The sequence below is a fragment of the uncultured Gemmiger sp. genome (assembly GCF_934561205.1).
Taxonomy (GTDB): Bacteria; Bacillota; Clostridia; order Oscillospirales; family Ruminococcaceae; genus Gemmiger.
The window spans coordinates 80424-98495 of sequence record NZ_CAKTFU010000001.1; the positions used below are offsets into that span (position 1 = coordinate 80424).

The 18072-nt window shown below is 56.7% G+C and carries 15 protein-coding genes; 9 read left to right on the forward strand and 6 right to left on the reverse strand.

Annotated elements, in window-relative coordinates:
- Positions 1 to 34: 34 nt before the first annotated feature.
- The 3 genes from glf to Q0I19_RS00455 all read right to left on the reverse strand — a co-directional run bounded on the left by glf (position 35) and on the right by Q0I19_RS00455 (position 3148).
- Complete coding sequence (gene glf / locus Q0I19_RS00445; protein ID WP_294760599.1) at positions 35 to 1141, reverse strand: UDP-galactopyranose mutase; 1107 nt, start codon at positions 1139 to 1141, stop codon at positions 35 to 37.
- 12 nt (positions 1142 to 1153) lie between these two features.
- Entirely contained in the window at positions 1154 to 2149 is a 996-nt protein-coding gene (locus tag Q0I19_RS00450; RefSeq protein WP_294760597.1) for a WYL domain-containing transcriptional regulator, read from the reverse strand.
- A gap of 105 nt (positions 2150 to 2254) precedes the next feature.
- A complete protein-coding gene (locus Q0I19_RS00455) occupies positions 2255 to 3148 on the reverse strand; it encodes an NAD(P)H-hydrate dehydratase (protein ID WP_294760595.1) in 894 nt (297 codons plus the stop codon).
- Positions 3149 to 3224: 76 nt separating this feature from the next.
- Here Q0I19_RS00455 and Q0I19_RS00460 point away from each other — a divergent pair, with 76 nt between their 5' ends.
- The 8 genes from Q0I19_RS00460 (at position 3225) to Q0I19_RS00495 (ending at position 11723) form a co-directional block, all read left to right on the forward strand.
- A complete protein-coding gene (locus Q0I19_RS00460) occupies positions 3225 to 3950 on the forward strand; it encodes an NAD-dependent protein deacylase (RefSeq protein WP_294760593.1) in 726 nt (241 codons plus the stop codon).
- 86 nt (positions 3951 to 4036) lie between these two features.
- Entirely contained in the window at positions 4037 to 4879 is an 843-nt protein-coding gene (locus tag Q0I19_RS00465) for an HAD hydrolase-like protein (protein WP_294760590.1), read from the forward strand.
- A 117-nt stretch (positions 4880 to 4996) separates the two neighbouring features.
- Positions 4997 to 6094, forward strand: coding sequence for a chorismate mutase (locus tag Q0I19_RS00470; protein ID WP_294760588.1), 1098 nt, complete (start codon positions 4997 to 4999; stop codon positions 6092 to 6094).
- A gap of 25 nt (positions 6095 to 6119) precedes the next feature.
- On the forward strand, positions 6120 to 7145 hold the full coding sequence (gene aroB, locus Q0I19_RS00475) for a 3-dehydroquinate synthase (protein ID WP_294760586.1): 1026 nt from the start codon (positions 6120 to 6122) through the stop codon (positions 7143 to 7145).
- Positions 7146 to 7150: 5 nt separating this feature from the next.
- On the forward strand, positions 7151 to 8266 hold the full coding sequence (aroC, locus tag Q0I19_RS00480; RefSeq protein WP_294760584.1) for a chorismate synthase: 1116 nt from the start codon (positions 7151 to 7153) through the stop codon (positions 8264 to 8266).
- A gap of 36 nt (positions 8267 to 8302) precedes the next feature.
- Positions 8303 to 9547: a shikimate kinase gene (locus Q0I19_RS00485; protein ID WP_294760582.1), complete on the forward strand. Its 1245-nt coding sequence runs from the start codon at positions 8303 to 8305 to the stop codon at positions 9545 to 9547.
- A gap of 21 nt (positions 9548 to 9568) precedes the next feature.
- A complete protein-coding gene (gene aroA, locus Q0I19_RS00490) occupies positions 9569 to 10855 on the forward strand; it encodes a 3-phosphoshikimate 1-carboxyvinyltransferase (protein WP_294760581.1) in 1287 nt (428 codons plus the stop codon).
- A 13-nt stretch (positions 10856 to 10868) separates the two neighbouring features.
- Positions 10869 to 11723 (forward strand): prephenate dehydrogenase, encoded by an 855-nt coding sequence (locus Q0I19_RS00495; RefSeq protein ID WP_294760579.1) that lies wholly within the window; start codon positions 10869 to 10871, stop codon positions 11721 to 11723.
- A gap of 424 nt (positions 11724 to 12147) precedes the next feature.
- Here the strand turns inward: Q0I19_RS00495 and Q0I19_RS00500 are convergent, their stop codons facing one another.
- A complete protein-coding gene (locus Q0I19_RS00500; RefSeq protein ID WP_294760577.1) occupies positions 12148 to 12864 on the reverse strand; it encodes a Bax inhibitor-1/YccA family protein in 717 nt (238 codons plus the stop codon).
- 105 nt (positions 12865 to 12969) lie between these two features.
- On the opposite strand from Q0I19_RS00500, the gene hemW reads away from it, so the two are divergent.
- Positions 12970 to 14049, forward strand: coding sequence for a radical SAM family heme chaperone HemW (hemW, locus tag Q0I19_RS00505; protein WP_294760573.1), 1080 nt, complete (start codon positions 12970 to 12972; stop codon positions 14047 to 14049).
- A 489-nt stretch (positions 14050 to 14538) separates the two neighbouring features.
- On the opposite strand, the gene Q0I19_RS00510 is transcribed toward hemW, so the two are convergent.
- Both Q0I19_RS00510 and guaA read right to left on the reverse strand, forming a co-directional pair.
- The gene (locus Q0I19_RS00510) at positions 14539 to 16131 is read right to left on the reverse strand and encodes an ATP-binding protein (RefSeq protein ID WP_294760572.1); all 1593 of its coding nucleotides are present in this window, start codon (positions 16129 to 16131) and stop codon (positions 14539 to 14541) included.
- A gap of 209 nt (positions 16132 to 16340) precedes the next feature.
- Positions 16341 to 17885, reverse strand: a complete 1545-nt coding sequence (guaA, locus tag Q0I19_RS00515) for a glutamine-hydrolyzing GMP synthase (protein WP_294760569.1) — start codon at positions 17883 to 17885, stop codon at positions 16341 to 16343.
- Positions 17886 to 18072 lie beyond the last annotated feature (187 nt).

The window sequence follows — 18072 nt, forward strand, 5'->3', positions numbered from 1 at the left end:
AATTTTGCAAAAATCGCGGCAAATGGGGAAAAAGTCAATGAAGCTCTTTTTCGGCGCAGGCAAGGGCGGATTCGATGACCTTGTCCATATCGTAGTACTTGTACTCGCCCAGGCGGCCGCCGAACACCACGCGGCTTTCGGCATCCGCCAGCGCCTTGTAGCGGGCATACAGTGCGCCGTTGGCGGCATCGTTGACGGGATAATACGGCTCGTCGCCGGGCTGCCATTCGGCAGAATATTCGCGGCTGATAACGGTCTGGGTGCCCGGCTCGGTGGAGCCGAACACAAAGTGCTTATGCTCGATGATGCGGGTGTAGGGCGTTTCGGCGTCGGTGTAGTTGATGACGGCGTTGCCCTGATAGTTGGGGCAGTCCAGCGTTTCGGTTTCAAAGCGGACGCTGCGGTACTGCAAAGCCCCCAGCTTGTAGTCAAAATAAGCGTCGATGGGACCCGTGTAGATGACCTTTTGCGCCAAGGCGTCCAGCGCGGCTTTGTCGGCCAGGTAGTCGGTGTCGGTGCGCACCTCGATGCCGTCCAGCAGGGCGGCAACCAAGGCGGTGTAGCCCTTGGTGGGGATGCCCTGATACAGGGCGTTGAAGTAGTTGTTGTCGAAGGTCAGGCGCACGGGCAAACGCTGGATGATAAAGGCGGGCAGCTCGGTGCAGGGGCGGCCCCACTGCTTTTCGGTGTAGCCCTTGATGAGCTTTTCGTAGATATCGACGCCAACCAGGTTGATGGCCTGTTCCTCCAGGTTTTTCGGCTCGGCGGTGTAGTGGGCGGCGCGCTGCTCGCTGATTTTGGCCTCCGCCTCGGCGGGGGTGATGACGCCCCACATCTTGTTGAAGGTGTTCATATTAAAGGGCAGGTTGTACAGCTCGCCCTTGTAGTTGGCCACGGGGGAATTGGTGTAGCGGTTGAACTCGGCATAGCGGTTGACATAGTCCCACACGGTCTTGTTGTTGGTGTGGAAGATATGCGCGCCGTAGCGGTGCACGGGGATACCGGCGACGTCCTCGGTATAGATGTTGCCTGCAATGTGGCTGCGCTTGTCGATGACAAGGCAGGATTTTCCGGCGTTGGCGGCTTCGCGGGCAAAGACGGCACCGAACAAACCGGCACCGACGATCAGATAATCATACATAAAAAGTTCCTCTTAACGATAAATTTCCTGAATACGATCCAGCGTCTTTTTCATTTCGGCGCGCACCTCCGGCGGGCCGGAAACCGATACCCCCGCGCCGAAGCCGGCTACCCAGCCGAAGAACTGCGGGCTGACCTGAATATCCACCGAAATCTTGAAGTGCTCCCCGTCCGGGCAGGGCACCAGAATGGGCACCGTGCCGAAACGGTCGATCATGGCACCGGCAAAGCGGTTTTCGCACAGAAGGGTCACATGCTTGCAGGGACCGTTGAACATGCCGAACATCTGCTGCATGTAGGTGTTGACGTCAAAATTGGCGTACTCCGCTGCACCCTCACGCGCGGTGCCGGGCATCTGATGCACCGACTGCATCTTGTCCACGCGGTAATGCTTGAGCCGCCCCTCGGTGTAAGCGATGAGGTAGTAGTTGCCGTTTTCCCACACCAGCACCCAGGGGCTGACGCGGTACAGCTGGCCGTCGTGGCGGGGCGTCATCTTTTTTTGCAGGTTCCAGTCGCAGTATTTGAACTGCACCTGTTCCCCTGCCGTGATGGCGGTGTGCAGTGCGTCCACCGTGTACAGGATTTTTTCGTCGGTGGATTTGATGCGCCCGCTGACCAAAACCTTACGGTCCAGCTCGGCCTGCTTGTAGCGGGAGGTGAACTGCCCCAGCTTGTCGATGAGCGTTTTGGACTTGCGCGCCGTGATGAACTTGCTGGCGTACACAGCGTCCACAAGCAGCTTCAATTCGGCTAACTCAAAGGGGGCGTCGGTCATATAATAGCCGCCGCCGCGCCCGCGCTGCTGCACAATGTCGTATCCGGCACCGGGAATTTCTTTGAGGGTGGCTAAATCGTTGTAGACACTCTTGCGCTCGGAAACGATACCCTCGTCCTGCAGCTTTTCCACCAGCTGGGGAACGCTGAGGGGGTGGTTTTCGTCGGTATCACGAATTAGAATCTGCAAAAGCGCCAGCAGCTTGCGTTTTTGTCCTTCCACACGCGGCATACGGGATCGGCTCCTTTCCGCTTTCAAAAAGCAGTCCTATTATATACCCTTATGAAATTTTTGGCAAGTAGTGTTTGCCCATGCGGCGAGATTTTTTTGGCGGGCTTAGTTTTCCAGTTCCGTTAATAAGTACCCAAGCTCCTCAAACAGGTCCTGGGGCAGCATGGCGGTCATGCTGCGCTGCTCTGCACAGCGGTCGGCCGTCTCGCCGTGCAGCCATACGGCCAGTGCGGCCATCTGGGCGGCGGTGCGACCCTGCGGCAGCCCGGCAGCCAGCAGCCCGGCGGTCATACCCGCCAGCACGTCACCGCTGCCGCCCTTGGCAAGCCCCGCGTTGCCGACAGAGCAGCGCCACAGCGTGCCGTCCGGCTGGGCGATCAGCGTGCCGCTGCCCTTTAACACGGCCACGCAGCCGTAGGTTTCGGCCAGCGCCTTTGCGGCGGCGGTGCGGTCGGCCTGAACCTGGCGCACAGAGCTGCCCAGCAGGCGGGCAGCCTCGCCGGGGTGGGGCGTCAGCACGGTGTTCTTGGGCAGGGGCAGCCGTTTCAGCTTGCCGGCGGCCAGCGCATTGAGGGCGTCGGCGTCCAGCACGGCAGCGCTCCAAGGGGCATCGCGGTGCAGCAGCGCCTTGCAGACGGAGGCGGCACTCTCCCCCAGACCCGGCCCGGCCAGCAGTACGGCGTTGTTTTTGCTGCGGAACCACTCCCGCAGGGCGGCGGCGTCCTGTGCGTGGATGCCGCCGTTTCGCGCCGTGCGGCAGGGGCAGACGCAGCATTCGGGTGTGCGCGCGAGTGCCAACTGCAGGACCGGCTCGACCGAGGCCAGATACACCAGCCCCGCTCCGCTGCGCAGTGCACCCTCGGTGCAAAGGGCGGCGGCACCGCGGTAGGCGGTGCTGCCCGCTACGGCCAGTACACTGCCGTAGCTGCCCTTGTTGCTTTCTGCCAGGCGGGCGGGCAGCCATTGGCGCGCGTTTTGAACGGTGATCTCCTGCGGCATATTGAAACCTCCCCCAAAAGGATTTATAATGATATTATACAGGAAACCGCAAAAAAACGAAAGGGGTTGTCGGCTTATGGTGCCTGCTTTGGAGGAAATTTTACAGAATTGTCATGCGATGGTGTTCTTCGGCGGGGCGGGGGTGTCCACCGAAAGCGGCATCCCGGATTTTCGCTCGGTGGACGGGCTGTACCACCAGAAATTCCGCTACCCGCCGGAGGAAATGCTCTCCCACACTTTTTTTGAACGGCATACCGCAGAGTTTTACGACTTTTACCGCCAGAAGCTGATCGTACACGGTGCCAAGCCCAACGCGGCGCACCTGCGGCTGGCCGAACTGGAGCGCGAGGGCAAGTGTGCCGCCGTGGTGACCCAGAACATTGACGGGCTGCATCAGGCGGCGGGCAGCAAAAATGTGTTTGAACTGCACGGCTCGACCCTGCGCAACTACTGCACCCGCTGCGGCAAATTTTACCCCGTCAGCTTTATCGAGGAGGCGGGCAAAACGGGCGACGGTGTCCCCCGCTGCACCGAGTGCGGCGGCATTGTAAAGCCCGATGTCGTGCTGTATGAGGAAGGCCTGGACGAGGCAACGATGGAAGGCGCGGTAAAGGCGATACGCGCCGCCGATGTGCTGATCGTGGGCGGCACAAGCCTGGCGGTGTACCCGGCGGCGGGGCTGCTGCGGTACTTTAGGGGGGACACGCTGGTGGTCATCAACAAGCAGCCCACCCCGGCGGACGGCATGGCAAACCTGCTGCTGCACATGCCCATCGGGCAGGCGCTGGGGCGCGGTGTGTGAAATTTTGCTAAATTCTTGTCAAAACCCATTGCCAAACCGCGCCTTTGTTGGTATGATGTTTATAATGTATAAGGGGGTTTATGGGTATGGCAAGCGTATTGCAGGATTTTACCAAGCGGCGTGAATTTTTGGTCTGTATGGATTCCGACGGCTGCGTTATGGACACCGTGCGCACCAAGCATGTTACCGTAATGTGCCCGGAGTTGATTCGGATATTTGCGTTGGAAGAACAGGCGGATTTTGTCCGTTCCGCCTGGGAGGAAATCAACCTGCACACCATTACGCGGGGAATTTCCCGCTTTGAGAGCGTGGTGCTGGTATTTGACCGGCTGAGAAACCGCGGCATTGAGCTGCCCGGCAGCGAGGATATCGCCGCGTGGGTCAACACGGCGGCAGAGCTTTCGACGGCGAGTCTGCAAAAGGAAATACTGAAAACCGGCAGCCCCGCGCTGCGCAAATTGCAGGAGTGGAACAACACCTGCAACCGCCGCATCCAGCTGCTGGAGCCTACGTTCAAGCCCTTCCCCTATGCGGAGGACGGTCTGCGCCAGCTGCATGCCGTGGCTGATCTGGCTGTGGTCAGCGCCGCCAACGAGAGCGCCATCGCCAGCGAGTGGAAGCGCTATGGTCTGACCAAGCACGCGGACGTGATTTTTGGCCAGGAAGTGGGCAGCAAGGCGAACTCCATCGCTACCATGCTGGCCTGCGGGTACGAGAGCCGCAAGGTGGTCATGGTGGGCGATGCCATGGGCGATGCCCAGGCCGCCGCCGCCAACGGTGTGGCGTTTGTGCCCATTTTGCCGGGGCGCGAGGCTGCCAGCTGGCGCCGCCTGCAGGAGGAGGCCCTGCCCAAGCTGCTGCACGGAACCTTTGACCCGAAGTACCAGGCCGAGCTGCTGGCAGCACTGCGCAGCGCCCTGCACGCCTAAAAACCTATTACACGAAACCAGGAAAACTGTCTGATTTTTGCGCCGTCACCCTTGTGGCGGCGCTTTCTTTATGCTATACTTTATACAATAGTACTCTAAAGCAAAGGAGCGTCTGCGATGGATCTTTTACAGCAGGCACGCAGCCAAATTGACGAAATCGACGCCCAAATGGCCGCTCTGTTTGAGCAGCGTATGCAGGCCGTGGCCGATGTGGTGCGCTACAAGGCGCAAACCGGCAAGCCGGTGTTTGATGCCGCGCGGGAGGCCGCCGTGCTGGACAAGAACACGGCACGTCTGCAGGACGATGCGCTGCGCCCCTATTACCGCGCCTTTTTGCAGGAAGCCATGTCGATTTCCCGCGCGTACCAGCGCGCCGCGCTGGGGCAGGACACGGCCGCCTATCAGGGCATTGAGGGCGCGTGGAGCCACATTGCCCTGCGCAAGCTGTTCCCCTTTGCCCGCGCTGCGGCTTTTGCCACCTGGGGCGAGGTGTTTGACGCTGTGCAAAACGGCGATGCGCGCTTTGGCGTGCTGCCGTTTGAAAATTCCAGCGCCGGAGATGTCAGCGCCGTGCTGGACCTCTTGTACACCCACCCGCAGATCACAGTGGCCGACATGTGCGACTTGCCCATCCGGCAGGATCTGGTAGCGCTGCCCGGTGCGAAAATCGAGGAGATACGCACGGTCATCAGCCATCCGCAGGCGCTGGCGCAGAGCAATGTCTTTTTGCAGCAGCATGCCTTTACCCTGCAGCCGTGGGGCAATACAGCCGATGCCGCCCGCCATGTGGCGGAGCAGAACGACCCCACGCTGGCCGCCGTTGCCAGCGCCGAGACCGCGCAGCTGTACGGCTTGCAGGTTCTGGCGGCGGGTATCAATGCCGAGGGCGACAACACCACCCGCTTTATCGTGATCGAGCGCAGCGAGACCCCGCCCGCCCTGACGGGAGAAGGGCAGCGGCTGGCGCTGTTGTTCACCGCCCGCCACAAGCCCGGCCAGCTGGCTGCCGTGCTGGACCAGATCGGCGCGCGCGGCTTTAATATGGAGTGCATCAAGAGCCGTCCCCTGCCCCATGTGCCCTTTGAATATTATTTTTATGTGCAGCTGGTCTGCCCTGCCGGTTCGCGCGCGCAGGACTGCCGCGACCTGCTGGATACCCTGACCGCCGCCTGCAGCACCCTGCGGCTGCTGGGCGCGTTTACCCTGGGGGGCTAATACAATGAAAAAGGAAAAGTTTGGTATGAAACTTACAATGCAGCTGAAACAGCGCAGCTACGATATTATCCTGAAGGCCGGTTGCCTGAAAAACCTGCACCAGTTCACAAACACCGCCAACCGAAAGGTGTTTGTGCTGACGGATTCCGGCGTGCCGGCGCAGTATGCCCAAACCGTAGCCGACCAGTGCCCCGATGCGATGGTCTACACCATCCCGCAGGGCGAGGGCAGCAAGTGCCTGAAGGTATACGGCGAGGTTTTGCAGGCCATGCTGGCCTTTGGTATGACCCGCGCCGACCTGCTGGTCGCCGTGGGCGGCGGCGTTGTGGGCGATTTGGGCGGCTTTTGCGCGGCCAGCTATATGCGCGGCATTGACTTTGTAAACTGCCCCACGACGGTGCTTTCGCAGGTGGATTCCTCCATCGGCGGCAAGACGGCCATCGACCTGGGTGAAACAAAAAACATCGTAGGGGCGTTCTGGCAGCCCAAGGTGGTGCTGGTGGATTTTGACACGCTGGCCACCCTGCCCGAACGCCAGGTCGCCAACGGCATGGCCGAGGCGCTGAAAACGGGTCTGATCGGCGACCCCAAGCTGTTCTCGCTGTTTGAGTGCGACGACCCCCGCCAAAATCTGGAGGAGATCATCTACCGCAGCCTGAAATTCAAGAAAAAAATCGTCGAGCAGGACGAGCGCGAGGGCGGTATGCGCAAATGCCTGAACTTTGGCCACACCATCGGCCACGGCATAGAGGCCGTCAAGGGCATCCGCGGGCGGCGCACCACAGGGCTGTACCACGGCGAGTGCGTGGCGCTGGGTATGCTGCCGATGATCGAGGACAACGCCTTGGCCAAGCGTGTGCGCGCCGTTTACCGCACACTGGGTCTGCCCGTGCGCACAGGCGTCAGCAAGGAGAAGGTGCTGCAATACATGCTGCACGACAAGAAGGCGGGCAACGGCACCATCACCGTCATCAAGTGCCCAGGTTTGGGCTGCTGGCGCGCCGATACCCTGCCCCTGACCGAGCTGCCCACCTTGCTGGGAATGGAATGACGCTTATGAAAAACACCTTTGGAAATGCCGTATCTATGACCATTTTTGGCGAAAGCCACGGCCCCGCCGTGGGCGCTGTGCTGGACGGCCTGGCTGCCGGCCTGCCCGTTGACGAGGCCGCTGTGGCTGCCGCCATGGATCGCCGCCGTGCTCGAGGCGACGGGCTTTCGACCGCCCGCACCGAGGCGGACGAGGTGGAGTTCTTATCCGGCGTGTATCAGGGCAAAACCACCGGCACGGCACTGACCCTGATGATCCGCAACCAAAATACCCGCAGCGGAGACTACGCCAGGACGCAGGATCTGCTGCGCCCCGGACATGCCGACTACACGGCCTACGCCAAGTACGAGGGGTATCAGGACGCGCGCGGCGGCGGACATTTTTCCGGCCGCATCACGGCGGCATCGGTCGCGGCGGGCGCTGTCTGCGAGGGCATTTTGCAGTCCCTTGGCGTGCGGGTGTACACCCACATTGCCGCCTGCGGCGGGGTGCAGGACGCCCCGCTTTCGAGCGCGGCAGGTCTGCTGCTGCCGGAGCCGGAGCCGGGGCATTTTGCCCTGCTGGACCCCGAAAAGGAGGCCGCCATGCAGCAGGCGATCCGTGAGGCGGGTGCGCAGGGCGACAGTGTGGGCGGTATTCTGGAAACCGTCGTAACGGGTCTGCCCGCCGGTGTGGGCGAACCGTGGTTTGACAGTGTCGAGAGTGAGCTTTCCCATTTGATGTTTGCCATTCCCGCCTGCAAGGGCGTGGAATTCGGCGCGGGCTTTGCCTTTGCCGACATGCGCGGCAGCGAGGCCAACGATGCCTTTACCATGCAAAACGGGGCTGTGCGCACCGCCACCAACCGCAACGGCGGCGTGAACGGCGGCATTACCAACGGCATGCCGCTGGTGTTCCGCACCGTGATAAAACCCACCCCCAGTATTTATAAACAACAGCACACCGTAGATTTTGCGGCAAAACAGGACGCCGAGCTGCAAATCAAGGGCCGCCATGACCCCTGCATTGTGCCCCGCGCCGCCGTGGTGCAAAACACGCTGACAGCGTTTGGCTTGCTGGATCTTTTGACGGTGCGCTACGGTACGCTGGCGCAAAAGCACGGCTTGCCGAAACAGCAGTAAGAGGTCGTATTGCCCAAAGCAAAGGAGGTTACCGCCATGGCACAGCCCTTGTACGGATTGATCGGGGCCAGGCTGGGACACAGCTATTCCAAAATCATCCACGAAAAAATTGCCGATTACACCTATACCCTGCTGCCCCTGCCCACCGAGGCGGAGGCGCGCGCCTTTTTTGAAAAACGGGAGTTTGCGGCGGTCAACGTGACCATTCCCTATAAGCAGATGGTCATCCCCTGCTGCGACGAGGTCGACCCCCGCGCCAAGGCCATCGGGGCGGTCAACACGGTGGTGAACCGCGGCGGAAAGCTGTACGGCTACAATACCGACTATGCGGGCTTTGCCTACCTGGCCAAGGCGCATGGCGTTGACTTTGCGGGCAAGACCGTGCTGGTGCTGGGCACAGGCGGTACCCATGCGACGGTAAGCGCCGTATGCCGCGACGGCGGTGCCAAGGAGATTTTGACCGCCAGCCGCACCGGTAAGGACGGTGCACTGACCTATGAACAGGCCGCTGCGCGCAGCGATGTGCAGATCGTCGTCAACACGACACCCTGCGGCATGTATCCCCAGACGGGGCAGTGCCTTTTGGACATTGCGGCGCTGCCACATCTGCAGGCGGTTCTGGACGTTGTGTACAACCCCTTTGCCACCGAGCTGGTGCTGCGCGCTAAGGACAGGGGTCTGGTGGCCGCCGGCGGCTTTGAGATGCTGGTGGCGCAGGCGGTGTACGCGGCCGAGTATTTTACAGGCCGGACGCTGGACTGCGAAACGCTGATACCCAAAATCAGCCGTGAACTGCAAAAAGAACTGCAAAACGTGGTTTTGATCGGGATGCCGGGCTGCGGCAAGTCCACCGTGGGGGCCGCGCTGGCCCAGAAGCTGGGCAAGACCTTTGTGGACGCCGACGCGGAGATCGAGCGCCGCACGGGCAAGGCAATCCCCGACATCTTTGCCCAGGAGGGCGAGGAGGCGTTCCGTCGGTATGAGGCGGACGTCATTGCCGACCTGACACGGCAGAACCGACAGGTCATTGCCTGCGGCGGCGGGGTCGTCAAGACGCCGCAAAACCTGCATGCCCTGCGCCAGAACGGCCCTGTGCTGTGGGTGCAGCGCCCGATAGAAAAGCTGGCGACTGCCGGCAGGCCGCTTTCCAAGGGCAGTGAGGCCCTGCGCCGAATGGAACACGAACGGCTGCCCCTGTACCGTGCCGCTGCGACGGGCACCGTCTGCAACGACGGTGCGCTGACCGATACTGTTACGGCTGCGCTGCATCTGCTGAAATAACCTTTCGTTAGGAGAACACCCGTGAAAGCTAATCTTTTTTCCAGCCGCATCGGCGGCACGGCGGCAGTGCCGCCCAGCAAAAGTGCGGCCCACCGCGCTGTGCTGTGCGCTGCTTTGGCAGAGGGCACCAGCCGCATTGAAAATATAGAGTACAGCCAGGATATCCGCGCGACGCTGGGTGCGGTGGCGCAGCTGGGGGCTAAAATCTGCGAGGAGCCGAACGCCGTCAGCATCCAGGGACGCGGTGCCGGCAACGGTTTTGTGACGGTGACACGTCCGGTTTTCTGCAACGAGAGCGGCTCGACCCTGCGGTTTTTGATCCCGCTGTTCAGCCTGACCGCCCAGAAGATACACTTTACCGGTGCGGGACGTCTGTTTGACCGCCCGCAGGCCGTCTACCAGATGCTGTTCGACAGCCAGGGGCTGCGCTTTACCCAGGAGCCGGACGGCATTACGGTGTTTGGGCGGCTGCGTCCGGGCGGTTTTAAGATGCCGGGCGATGTGTCCAGCCAGTTTATCAGCGGGCTGATGTTCGCCGCCCCCCTGATGGAAAGTGACAGCCTGATCGAGGTGCTGCCCCCGTATGAAAGCCGATCCTATGTGGATTTAACGCTGGACGCCATGCAGCAGTTCGGCATCAAGGTGGCGCAGCGCGCGCGCAAAAACGGCAGCGTTGTCTACCGCATTGCCGCGCCCCAGACCTACACGGCCAGTGACGTGACCATTGAGGGCGATTACAGCCAGGCCGCCTTTTTGGCGGTGCTGGGCTGTGTGCTGGGCGGCGTTACCGTGACGGGGCTGAACCCCGAAAGCAAGCAGGGCGACAAGGTCATTATGGATATTTTGCAGCGCTGCGGCGGCAAATGCAAGGCAGTGGACGGCGGGCTGAAATTCAGCCGCAGTCTGCTCAAGGCTACCGAAATTGATCTGGCCGACTGCCCGGATCTGGGGCCGATTTTGTTCACTCTGGGCTGCTTTTGCAGCGGCGAAACGATTTTGCGCAACGCCGGACGGCTGCGCATCAAGGAGAGCGACCGCATTGCGGCCATGCAGTCCGAGCTGGAAAAAATGGGTGCGCGTATCCAGGTCGACGGCGACACCGTATATATTTACGGCACAGCGCTGCGCGCCCCCGAACGCCCGCTGAACGGCCACAACGACCACCGTATTGTCATGGCGCTGGCGGTGGCGGCGGCCGCCGGCGGTCTGCCCGCCACAATTTTGGGGGCAGAGGCCGTCAACAAGAGCTGGCCGGCGTTCTGGCAGGTGCTGCAGTCCCTGGGCGAGCGCGTGGAATTTGAGGAGTAAAGGCGGGAACGGTATGCTGGATAAATCCAAAACGTATCTCATCGTAGGTCTGGGTCTGTTGGGCGGCAAGTACGCCCAAGTGCTGAGCCAGAAGGGCTACCGCGTTACGGGCATTACCCACAGCGCGGAAACCATGGACTTTGCGCTCAGCCACGGCTATGTCTGCGCGGGCAAGACCGAAAATTTTGAGGATCTGGTCGAACAGGCGGACTGCGTGATTTTCGGCCTGTACCCCACGGTGCTGCTGGACTGGGTGCGGCAGTATGGGCACCTTTTGCGCCGCGGCACGCTGGTGACCGATGTTTCCGGCGTGAAGCGCGGCGTGGTGGAGCCTGTGCAGCAGGCGCTGCCCGAGGGCGTGGAGTTTATCGCCAGCCACCCGATGGCAGGGCGCGAGACCAGCGGCATTGCCCACAGTGCCGAGGTCAACTTTGCCCCCGCAAACTTTATCATCACCCCGACCGAAAAAAACACCCCGCAGGGCATCGAATGGTGCCGCGAACTGGCCGAGACCCTGGGCTTTTGCCGCATCAGCGTGCTGTCCCCTGCCGAGCATGACCACATGATCGGCTATGTCAGCCAGCTGTGCCATGCCATCGCCGTCAGCCTGATGTGTGCCTCCGACAATACGGAGCTTGCACGCTACACGGGGGATTCTTTCCGGGATTTGACAAGAATTGCACGAATCAACGATAAAATGTGGGCGGAGCTGTTCCTGTGGAACAAGGACAATCTGATCAGCGAGATCGACATGTTCTCCGACGCATTGCAGGATATGCGGCAAAAGCTGGTCGAGGATGACCGCGACGGGCTGCAGGAGATGTTCCGCCTTTCGACGAAACGCCGCGAGGCCTTTGACAAAAAATAAAAACTGCCGATAAACCTAACAGGAATCCCAAATCATCACGGGATTGCGCGGCAATAAAAATCATTGCGCGGTAGGGGCGGGGCACGCCCCGCCCGCGGTTTTACGGTTGCAACAACATTACGGGTACTCCGTAGGGGCGGCATATATGCCGCCCGTTGCAACCGCACCGGTAATGCTGTGTAACGGGTAAACGCCAGGGGACGCATATATGCGTCCCCTACAACCTGCCGGAAATAGGAGCTTTGCCTATAACTGCTTACCTTCCGGTTATTTGTAGGGGCGGTCATTGACCGCCCGCCGCAGCCATCCCAGCAAATCAACCTACCGGGTAAACACGCGCCCTGCATTTCTACCCGAAAAATTGCTTCTTTAACAAACAAAAGCCGATGCAGAAAAACCTCTGCATCGGCAGTTTTCTTATGGGTTAGTTGTCGCGGCGGCCCAGCAGGCGTACCACATACAGGAAAATGTTGATAAAGTCCAGATACAGGTTCAGCGCGCCGATGATGGACGATTTTTGCAGCATGGCCGCATCGCCGCCAAAGTAGGCGTAATGATGCCGGAGCATCTGGGTGTCATAGGCGGTGATGCCCATGAACAGCAGCAGACCCACAGCGCACAGCAGCATGTCGCCAAAGCCGAAGCCAAAGCCCAGCAGATTGAACAGCCCGCCCACCAAAGAGCAGACGATCAGTGCAATCAAACCGCCGAACAGCTTGGGACCCCAGCCGGTCAGATCCTTGTGGGTGGTGGCACCGTAGACCGCCATAACGCCAAAATAGACAGCGCCCACCAGAAACGCCAGCACCAGCGTGCCGAAGCGGTAGGCCACAAACAGGGTGGACAGGTTCAGACCGTTCAGCACCGCATACCCGAAGAACAGCCCTGTGGCCGTGGACGGCTGCAGGCTCATGATGCGGGTGGACAAAATCATGACCAGTATCAACTCGCCGATGGCGGTCATCCAAATCAGGCCGCTGCTGTACAGCGGTACAAACAGTCCGGTGGTGACGGTGGCAAGCGCCACGGCAAAGGTGACCAGCAGGCCGGCGAACATCCAGCCGAAGGTCTTGGTCATATATTCGTTCAGGGTGCCGAAGGGACTTTCTGCGTAGGAAATATTGTAATAGTTAGGATTCATAGTTGCATTCCCCTTTCTCTATGCTGTATTATAAACGTAAAAGATGTGCAATGTATCACAAAACTATGAAGTACCTGTAAACAAGTATGGTACAGAAAGGGCAAAATGTCAAATAAAAATTTGTTTGGGCTGTATCTGCATGTTCCCTACTGCAAGGCGAAGTGCCGTTACTGCGATTTTTACTCCGCCCCCGGTGCGCGCGGCGTGCCGCAGGAATATGTGGACGCGCTGCTGCGGGAGCTGGCAAAGAACACCCGCCGCCCCGACACGGTGTATTTTGGCGGCGGGACCCCGGCGCTGCTCTCCCCTGCGCAGGTGGAACTGCTGCTGCGCGCCTGTGACCCGCTGCCCGGCGCGGAGATCACGCTGGAGGCCAACCCCGATGTGGTCACGCAGGAAACGCTGGACGGCTTTCGTGCAGCGGGGGTGACACGCATCAGCTTTGGCGTGCAGAGCGCCGATGACGCCCAGCTGCGCCGCTTGGGACGCACCCACACAGCCACCGGGGCGGCCGAAGCCCTGGCGATGGCGCAAAAAGCGGGCTTTGCGGAAATCTGCGGCGACATTATGCTGGCGCTGCCCCATTACAGCAACGCAGAGTTTGACGCCACGCTGGCACTTTTGAAAAAAGGCGGCTGCACGCATATTTCTGCGTATCTGTTAAAGATTGAGCCGGGTACGGCGTTTGCCAAATATCCGCCCGACGGCTTGCCCACCCCAGACGAGGCCGCCGATTTTTACCTGTACGCGGTGCGCCGTCTGGAACAGGAGGGCTACCGCCAGTATGAAATCAGCAACTTTGCCCGCCCCGGACACGAGGGACGCCACAACCTGCTGTACTGGAACTGCTGCGATTACCTGGGGCTGGGTCCTGCCGCGCACAGCTGCCTGGGCGGCCTGCGCAGCTACTGGCCCAACGATGTGCAGGGCTTTATCGCAGGCACGGTGCAGCCCCAGCCGGAGGGCGACTGCACGGCCGAGGATTTTCTTTTGATGCAGCTGCGCCTGCGCACGGGGCTGAATCTGCCGCAGTATGCTGCACGCGACGGTAAGTTTACCGCTGCCCAGCGCGCCTTTATGCGCCAATGCGTCGCCCACGGCTACGCCGTCTGGCAGGACGATACCTTCGCCCTGACCCCGCAGGGTCTTGTGGTGCAAAACGCCATTTTGGAGGAATTGATATAAGGCAATGCCTTAATATTTTGCAGGGACAGCCTGCGCGAAAAACAAAAGCCCGGATAGGGAGCGGTAATTCGTTCCCTATCCGGGCTTGTTTAATTATTCAAACTCGACAATCACTAATCAATTTTGCTTAGAGATTATTTGTTGCCGTGTTTGCTTTTCTTTCGATTTTTTGATTTATCCATATTATCCTGCCTATATGAGCTAATGTTATCATTTTGTTATCGGCATTGATAACATTAGCTCTGTAACTGTGGATAATAGCAATATGTTCCGACGCAAATTATAAGAAGTTTTACTTAGAAAATCAACATAGAATTTCAATTGTTTCTGATAAACTAAAATGAGATTTAAAAATCCGCATGCCCCGTTCTGCACTAGAATTTACTTTTCAAGTCAGTTCGTTTCTGATAACCTAATTGTCCCATAGACTGATATATCAAAACATAAAGTATATTTATTAATATAACTATCTTTCAGATAAGTCTAAAATTATTCCTTATTCTTGTTATCATTAAGCAACTGTATTATATGGTCTATAACCGTTTTTAAATTCTTAAAAATAATCTTAAGTTGTTCGACATCGAGATTACAAATATCATCACAACACTTCATTTTCTGAAAATCTGGAATCAATCTTTCTATTCCATATCCATCAACTTCTTTTCGCTGTTTTTTATATGGTTTGATATCTATATTATCCAAAACAAGCGCATTTTCAATTCCTATACTAATCTCAGCAGAATTTTCAAATTTCGGAATGCTCAAAGTAATAACATTATTTGATTCTTTTAATGGTTTGTTGGTATCACAGTCATATAAACAAACACTTTTTACCGCTGAATTTCTGGCTATCAAAAAGGATACAGCCTTATTCAATGCATCTTTACCGGTATTTGCCTCCTGCCCCTTTTCATCAATATATCCAATCCACTTGAATTTAAAATCTACATCATACCCATAAACTTCAAGTGCCTTCTTAAAATATTTTTCATCCGTTCTACCTTCTAAGTAAACAACTGGTTGTTCATCAACCGGTAAATCAATTTGAAAGGCATCTTGAACTGCTTCTATAGAATTACACTTAAAATATTCCGGTTTATCTTTCACAACAATATCTCCATTATCATCACGCGAAAAAATTATTACTTTATCATTTCTTCGTGTGTCATTATGAATTACAAACGGTGAATGTGTAACAGCAAAAATTTGAGAAGTCTGTTCTCCACACTTTGTAAATATACCTTTATAATAATCCATTACCTTTACTTGCCAATTTGGATGAAGACTTATTTCTGGTTCATCAATAAACACAAAAGCTCCATTTGTTGCATTTACATCCTTAAGCAAAAAGCAGCCACGATAAACCACTTGTTTTTCACCAGAACTCAAATTATCAATCGGAATGTCTATACCATTCTTTCGAAAAAGAATCAATTTCTTACCTCCCACGTTTTCTATTCGACTATATTTTAAGCTTTCAAACATCCTATTAAATGCGGTTGTAAATCGGGGCATACGCTCTTGAAAAACAATATCCTCAACAGATTGTTTTAATTCTTTTGCAGTTCTATACGCACGAGCTAACTCTCCATCATCCATGGACTGTATATCAACAAGTAGTTGATTAATTTGTGTCGGTAGTTTTTCTGTTGAACGTCTACTATCTTTTATCGAATCAAGTGTTAAACTCGTCACAGTTGAAACATCATCTGCATGAAAATTTATATCAACATCAGAAAAAATACCACTAAACGGATATCTGTTCTTTATATCATCAGACCCAATATATGTATTCATTCCTTGTTCGTCATTAGCATATATATAATTTTTACCATTAATCTCTTTTAAGTAATATCTAATACTAAAAATTTTTCCCTTATATTCAAACTCAACTAACACAGGATATTTAACTGTATGAGATGCTATTTCGTATAGCGCATTTATAATCGTGCTTTTTCCTGTTCCATTTTCGCCAGCAAAGATTATTGTATCGAATGCTTTCCCATCTTTTCCACAAAAATCGAGTTCCAAATTTTTCAAAATAGGATGCTCTTGAAATTTAATTTTTCTGATTTTATACATAATAATTCCTCTTTCACGTTATTTTTTTCAAATATATAAAAGATTATATTAAAAATATATCATACATCATCTAATAAATAAATTCACAGTTGAAATTTTACAACGATAACAAATTTGATATTTGTTTATGACAAATACAGCTATTAGAAAAACAACAGGCAATCGTGTAGACTGCCTGTCATTTAAAATAATTCATTAGAAATTTTTATTTATTCAAACTCAATGGTTGCCGGGGGTTTGGTGGTGTAGTCGAACAGTACGCGGTTGATGTTCTTGACTTCGTTGACGATGCGGCTGGCGGCGGTGGTCAGGGTCTCGGTGGGGAGAAGCGTGACCTCGGCGGTCATGAAGTCGGTGGTGGTGACAGCGCGCAGGGCGATGGCGTAGTCGTAGGTGCGCTCGTCGCCCATAACGCCGACGCTGCGCATATTGGTCAGGGCGGCAAAGTACTGGCTGGGGCGCTGCTCCATGGGCAGCTTGTCCACTTCCTCGCGCCAGATGGCGTCGGCATCCTGCACGATGGCGACCTTTTCGGCCGTTACATCGCCGATAATGCGGATGGCCAAGCCGGGGCCGGGGAACGGCTGGCGGGCCACCAGATATTCGGGCAGGCCCAGTTCGCGACCCGCCTGACGGACTTCGTCCTTGAACAGGTCACGCAGAGGCTCGACGATCTCCTTGAAGTCTACATAATCGGGCAGGCCGCCGACATTGTGGTGGCTCTTGATGGTGGCGCTTTCGCCGCCGAGACCACTTTCCACAACGTCGGGGTAGATGGTGCCCTGCGCCAAAAAGTCCACAGCACCGATTTTTTTGGCCTCGTCCTCAAAGACGCGGATGAACTCCTCGCCGATGATCTTGCGCTTGGATTCGGGGGCGTCCACACCCGCCAGCTTGGCATAGAAACGGTCACGGGCATCGACGCAGACAAAGTTGATGTCGAACTGACCGCCTTCGCCAAAGACCTCGCAGACCTGCTCGCGCTCGTTCTTGCGCAGCAGGCCGTGGTCGACGAACACGCAGGTCAGCTGCTTGCCGATGGCTTTGGCCAGCATGGCAGCGCAGACGCTGGAGTCGACACCGCCGGACAGGGCGCACAGCACCTTGCCGTCGCCGATCTTCTCACGCAGGGCGAGGACGGTGTTCTCGACAAAGGAATCCATCTTCCAGGTGCCGGCGCAGCCGCAGACGTTATACACAAAGTTGTGCAGGATGCGGGTGCCGTTGTCGGTATGCAGTACTTCGGGGTGGAACTGCACGGCATACAGGCCGCGGGTTTTGTCCTGCACGGCGGCAACGGGGCAGTTGGGGGTATGGGCGATGATCTCAAAGCCGGGGGCGGCCTGTTCGATGTAGTCGTTGTGGCTCATCCAGCAGATGTTCTGGGCGGGCAGGGTGTCAAACAGGGGGCTTTCGGTGTCCAGATCGACCAGCGTCTTGCCGTACTCACGTTCGGGGGCCTTGCAGACGTGGCCGCCGAGGGTGTGCATCATCAGCTGGCTGCCGTAGCAGATGCCCAGAATGGGCACACCCCAGGTGTAAATGTCGGGGTCGATGGTGGGAGAATCCGGCAGATAGGCACTGTTGGGGCCGCCGGTAAAGATAATGCCCTTGGGGTTCCTGGCCTTGATTTTGGCCAGGTCGGTGCGGTAAGAATAAATTTCGCAATACACGTTGCATTCGCGGACGCGGCGGGCGATCAGCTGATTATACTGGCCGCCGAAATCCAAAACGATAACGGTTTCCTGCTGCATAGGGAGCTCCCTTCTTATTTTTCACATTATATGTAATCAGTATAGCATACTTTGCCGAAAAAAAACAGTGGGTGCAAAAAAATGTTTTGTCGGATTAGCGTTTTCTAACATATTGACATTATTTTCAGAGTATGGTATGCTTTTTTGGCAATAAGGGAGTAGTCGGTGCGGGTTTGCCGCACAGTTC

Excerpts from the sequence above, each read along its gene's own strand:
- Q0I19_RS00450 (WP_294760597.1), bottom strand. The coding sequence starts at position 2,149 with ATGCCGCGTGTGGAAGGACAAAAACGCAAGCTGCTGGCGCTTTTGCAG.
- hemW (WP_294760573.1), top strand. The coding sequence starts at position 12,970 with ATGTCAAATAAAAATTTGTTTGGGCTGTATCTGCATGTTCCCTACTGC.
- Q0I19_RS00465 (WP_294760590.1), top strand. The coding sequence starts at position 4,037 with ATGGCAAGCGTATTGCAGGATTTTACCAAGCGGCGTGAATTTTTGGTC.
- Q0I19_RS00500 (WP_294760577.1), bottom strand. The coding sequence starts at position 12,864 with ATGAATCCTAACTATTACAATATTTCCTACGCAGAAAGTCCCTTCGGC.
- Q0I19_RS00485 (WP_294760582.1), top strand. The coding sequence starts at position 8,303 with ATGGCACAGCCCTTGTACGGATTGATCGGGGCCAGGCTGGGACACAGC.
- Q0I19_RS00455 (WP_294760595.1), bottom strand. The coding sequence starts at position 3,148 with ATGCCGCAGGAGATCACCGTTCAAAACGCGCGCCAATGGCTGCCCGCC.
- Q0I19_RS00510 (WP_294760572.1), bottom strand. The coding sequence starts at position 16,131 with ATGTATAAAATCAGAAAAATTAAATTTCAAGAGCATCCTATTTTGAAA.
- Q0I19_RS00495 (WP_294760579.1), top strand. The coding sequence starts at position 10,869 with ATGCTGGATAAATCCAAAACGTATCTCATCGTAGGTCTGGGTCTGTTG.
- Q0I19_RS00460 (WP_294760593.1), top strand. The coding sequence starts at position 3,225 with ATGGTGCCTGCTTTGGAGGAAATTTTACAGAATTGTCATGCGATGGTG.
- aroB (WP_294760586.1), top strand. The coding sequence starts at position 6,120 with ATGAAACTTACAATGCAGCTGAAACAGCGCAGCTACGATATTATCCTG.
- glf (WP_294760599.1), bottom strand. The coding sequence starts at position 1,141 with ATGTATGATTATCTGATCGTCGGTGCCGGTTTGTTCGGTGCCGTCTTT.
- Q0I19_RS00470 (WP_294760588.1), top strand. The coding sequence starts at position 4,997 with ATGGATCTTTTACAGCAGGCACGCAGCCAAATTGACGAAATCGACGCC.
- guaA (WP_294760569.1), bottom strand. The coding sequence starts at position 17,885 with ATGCAGCAGGAAACCGTTATCGTTTTGGATTTCGGCGGCCAGTATAAT.
- aroC (WP_294760584.1), top strand. The coding sequence starts at position 7,151 with ATGAAAAACACCTTTGGAAATGCCGTATCTATGACCATTTTTGGCGAA.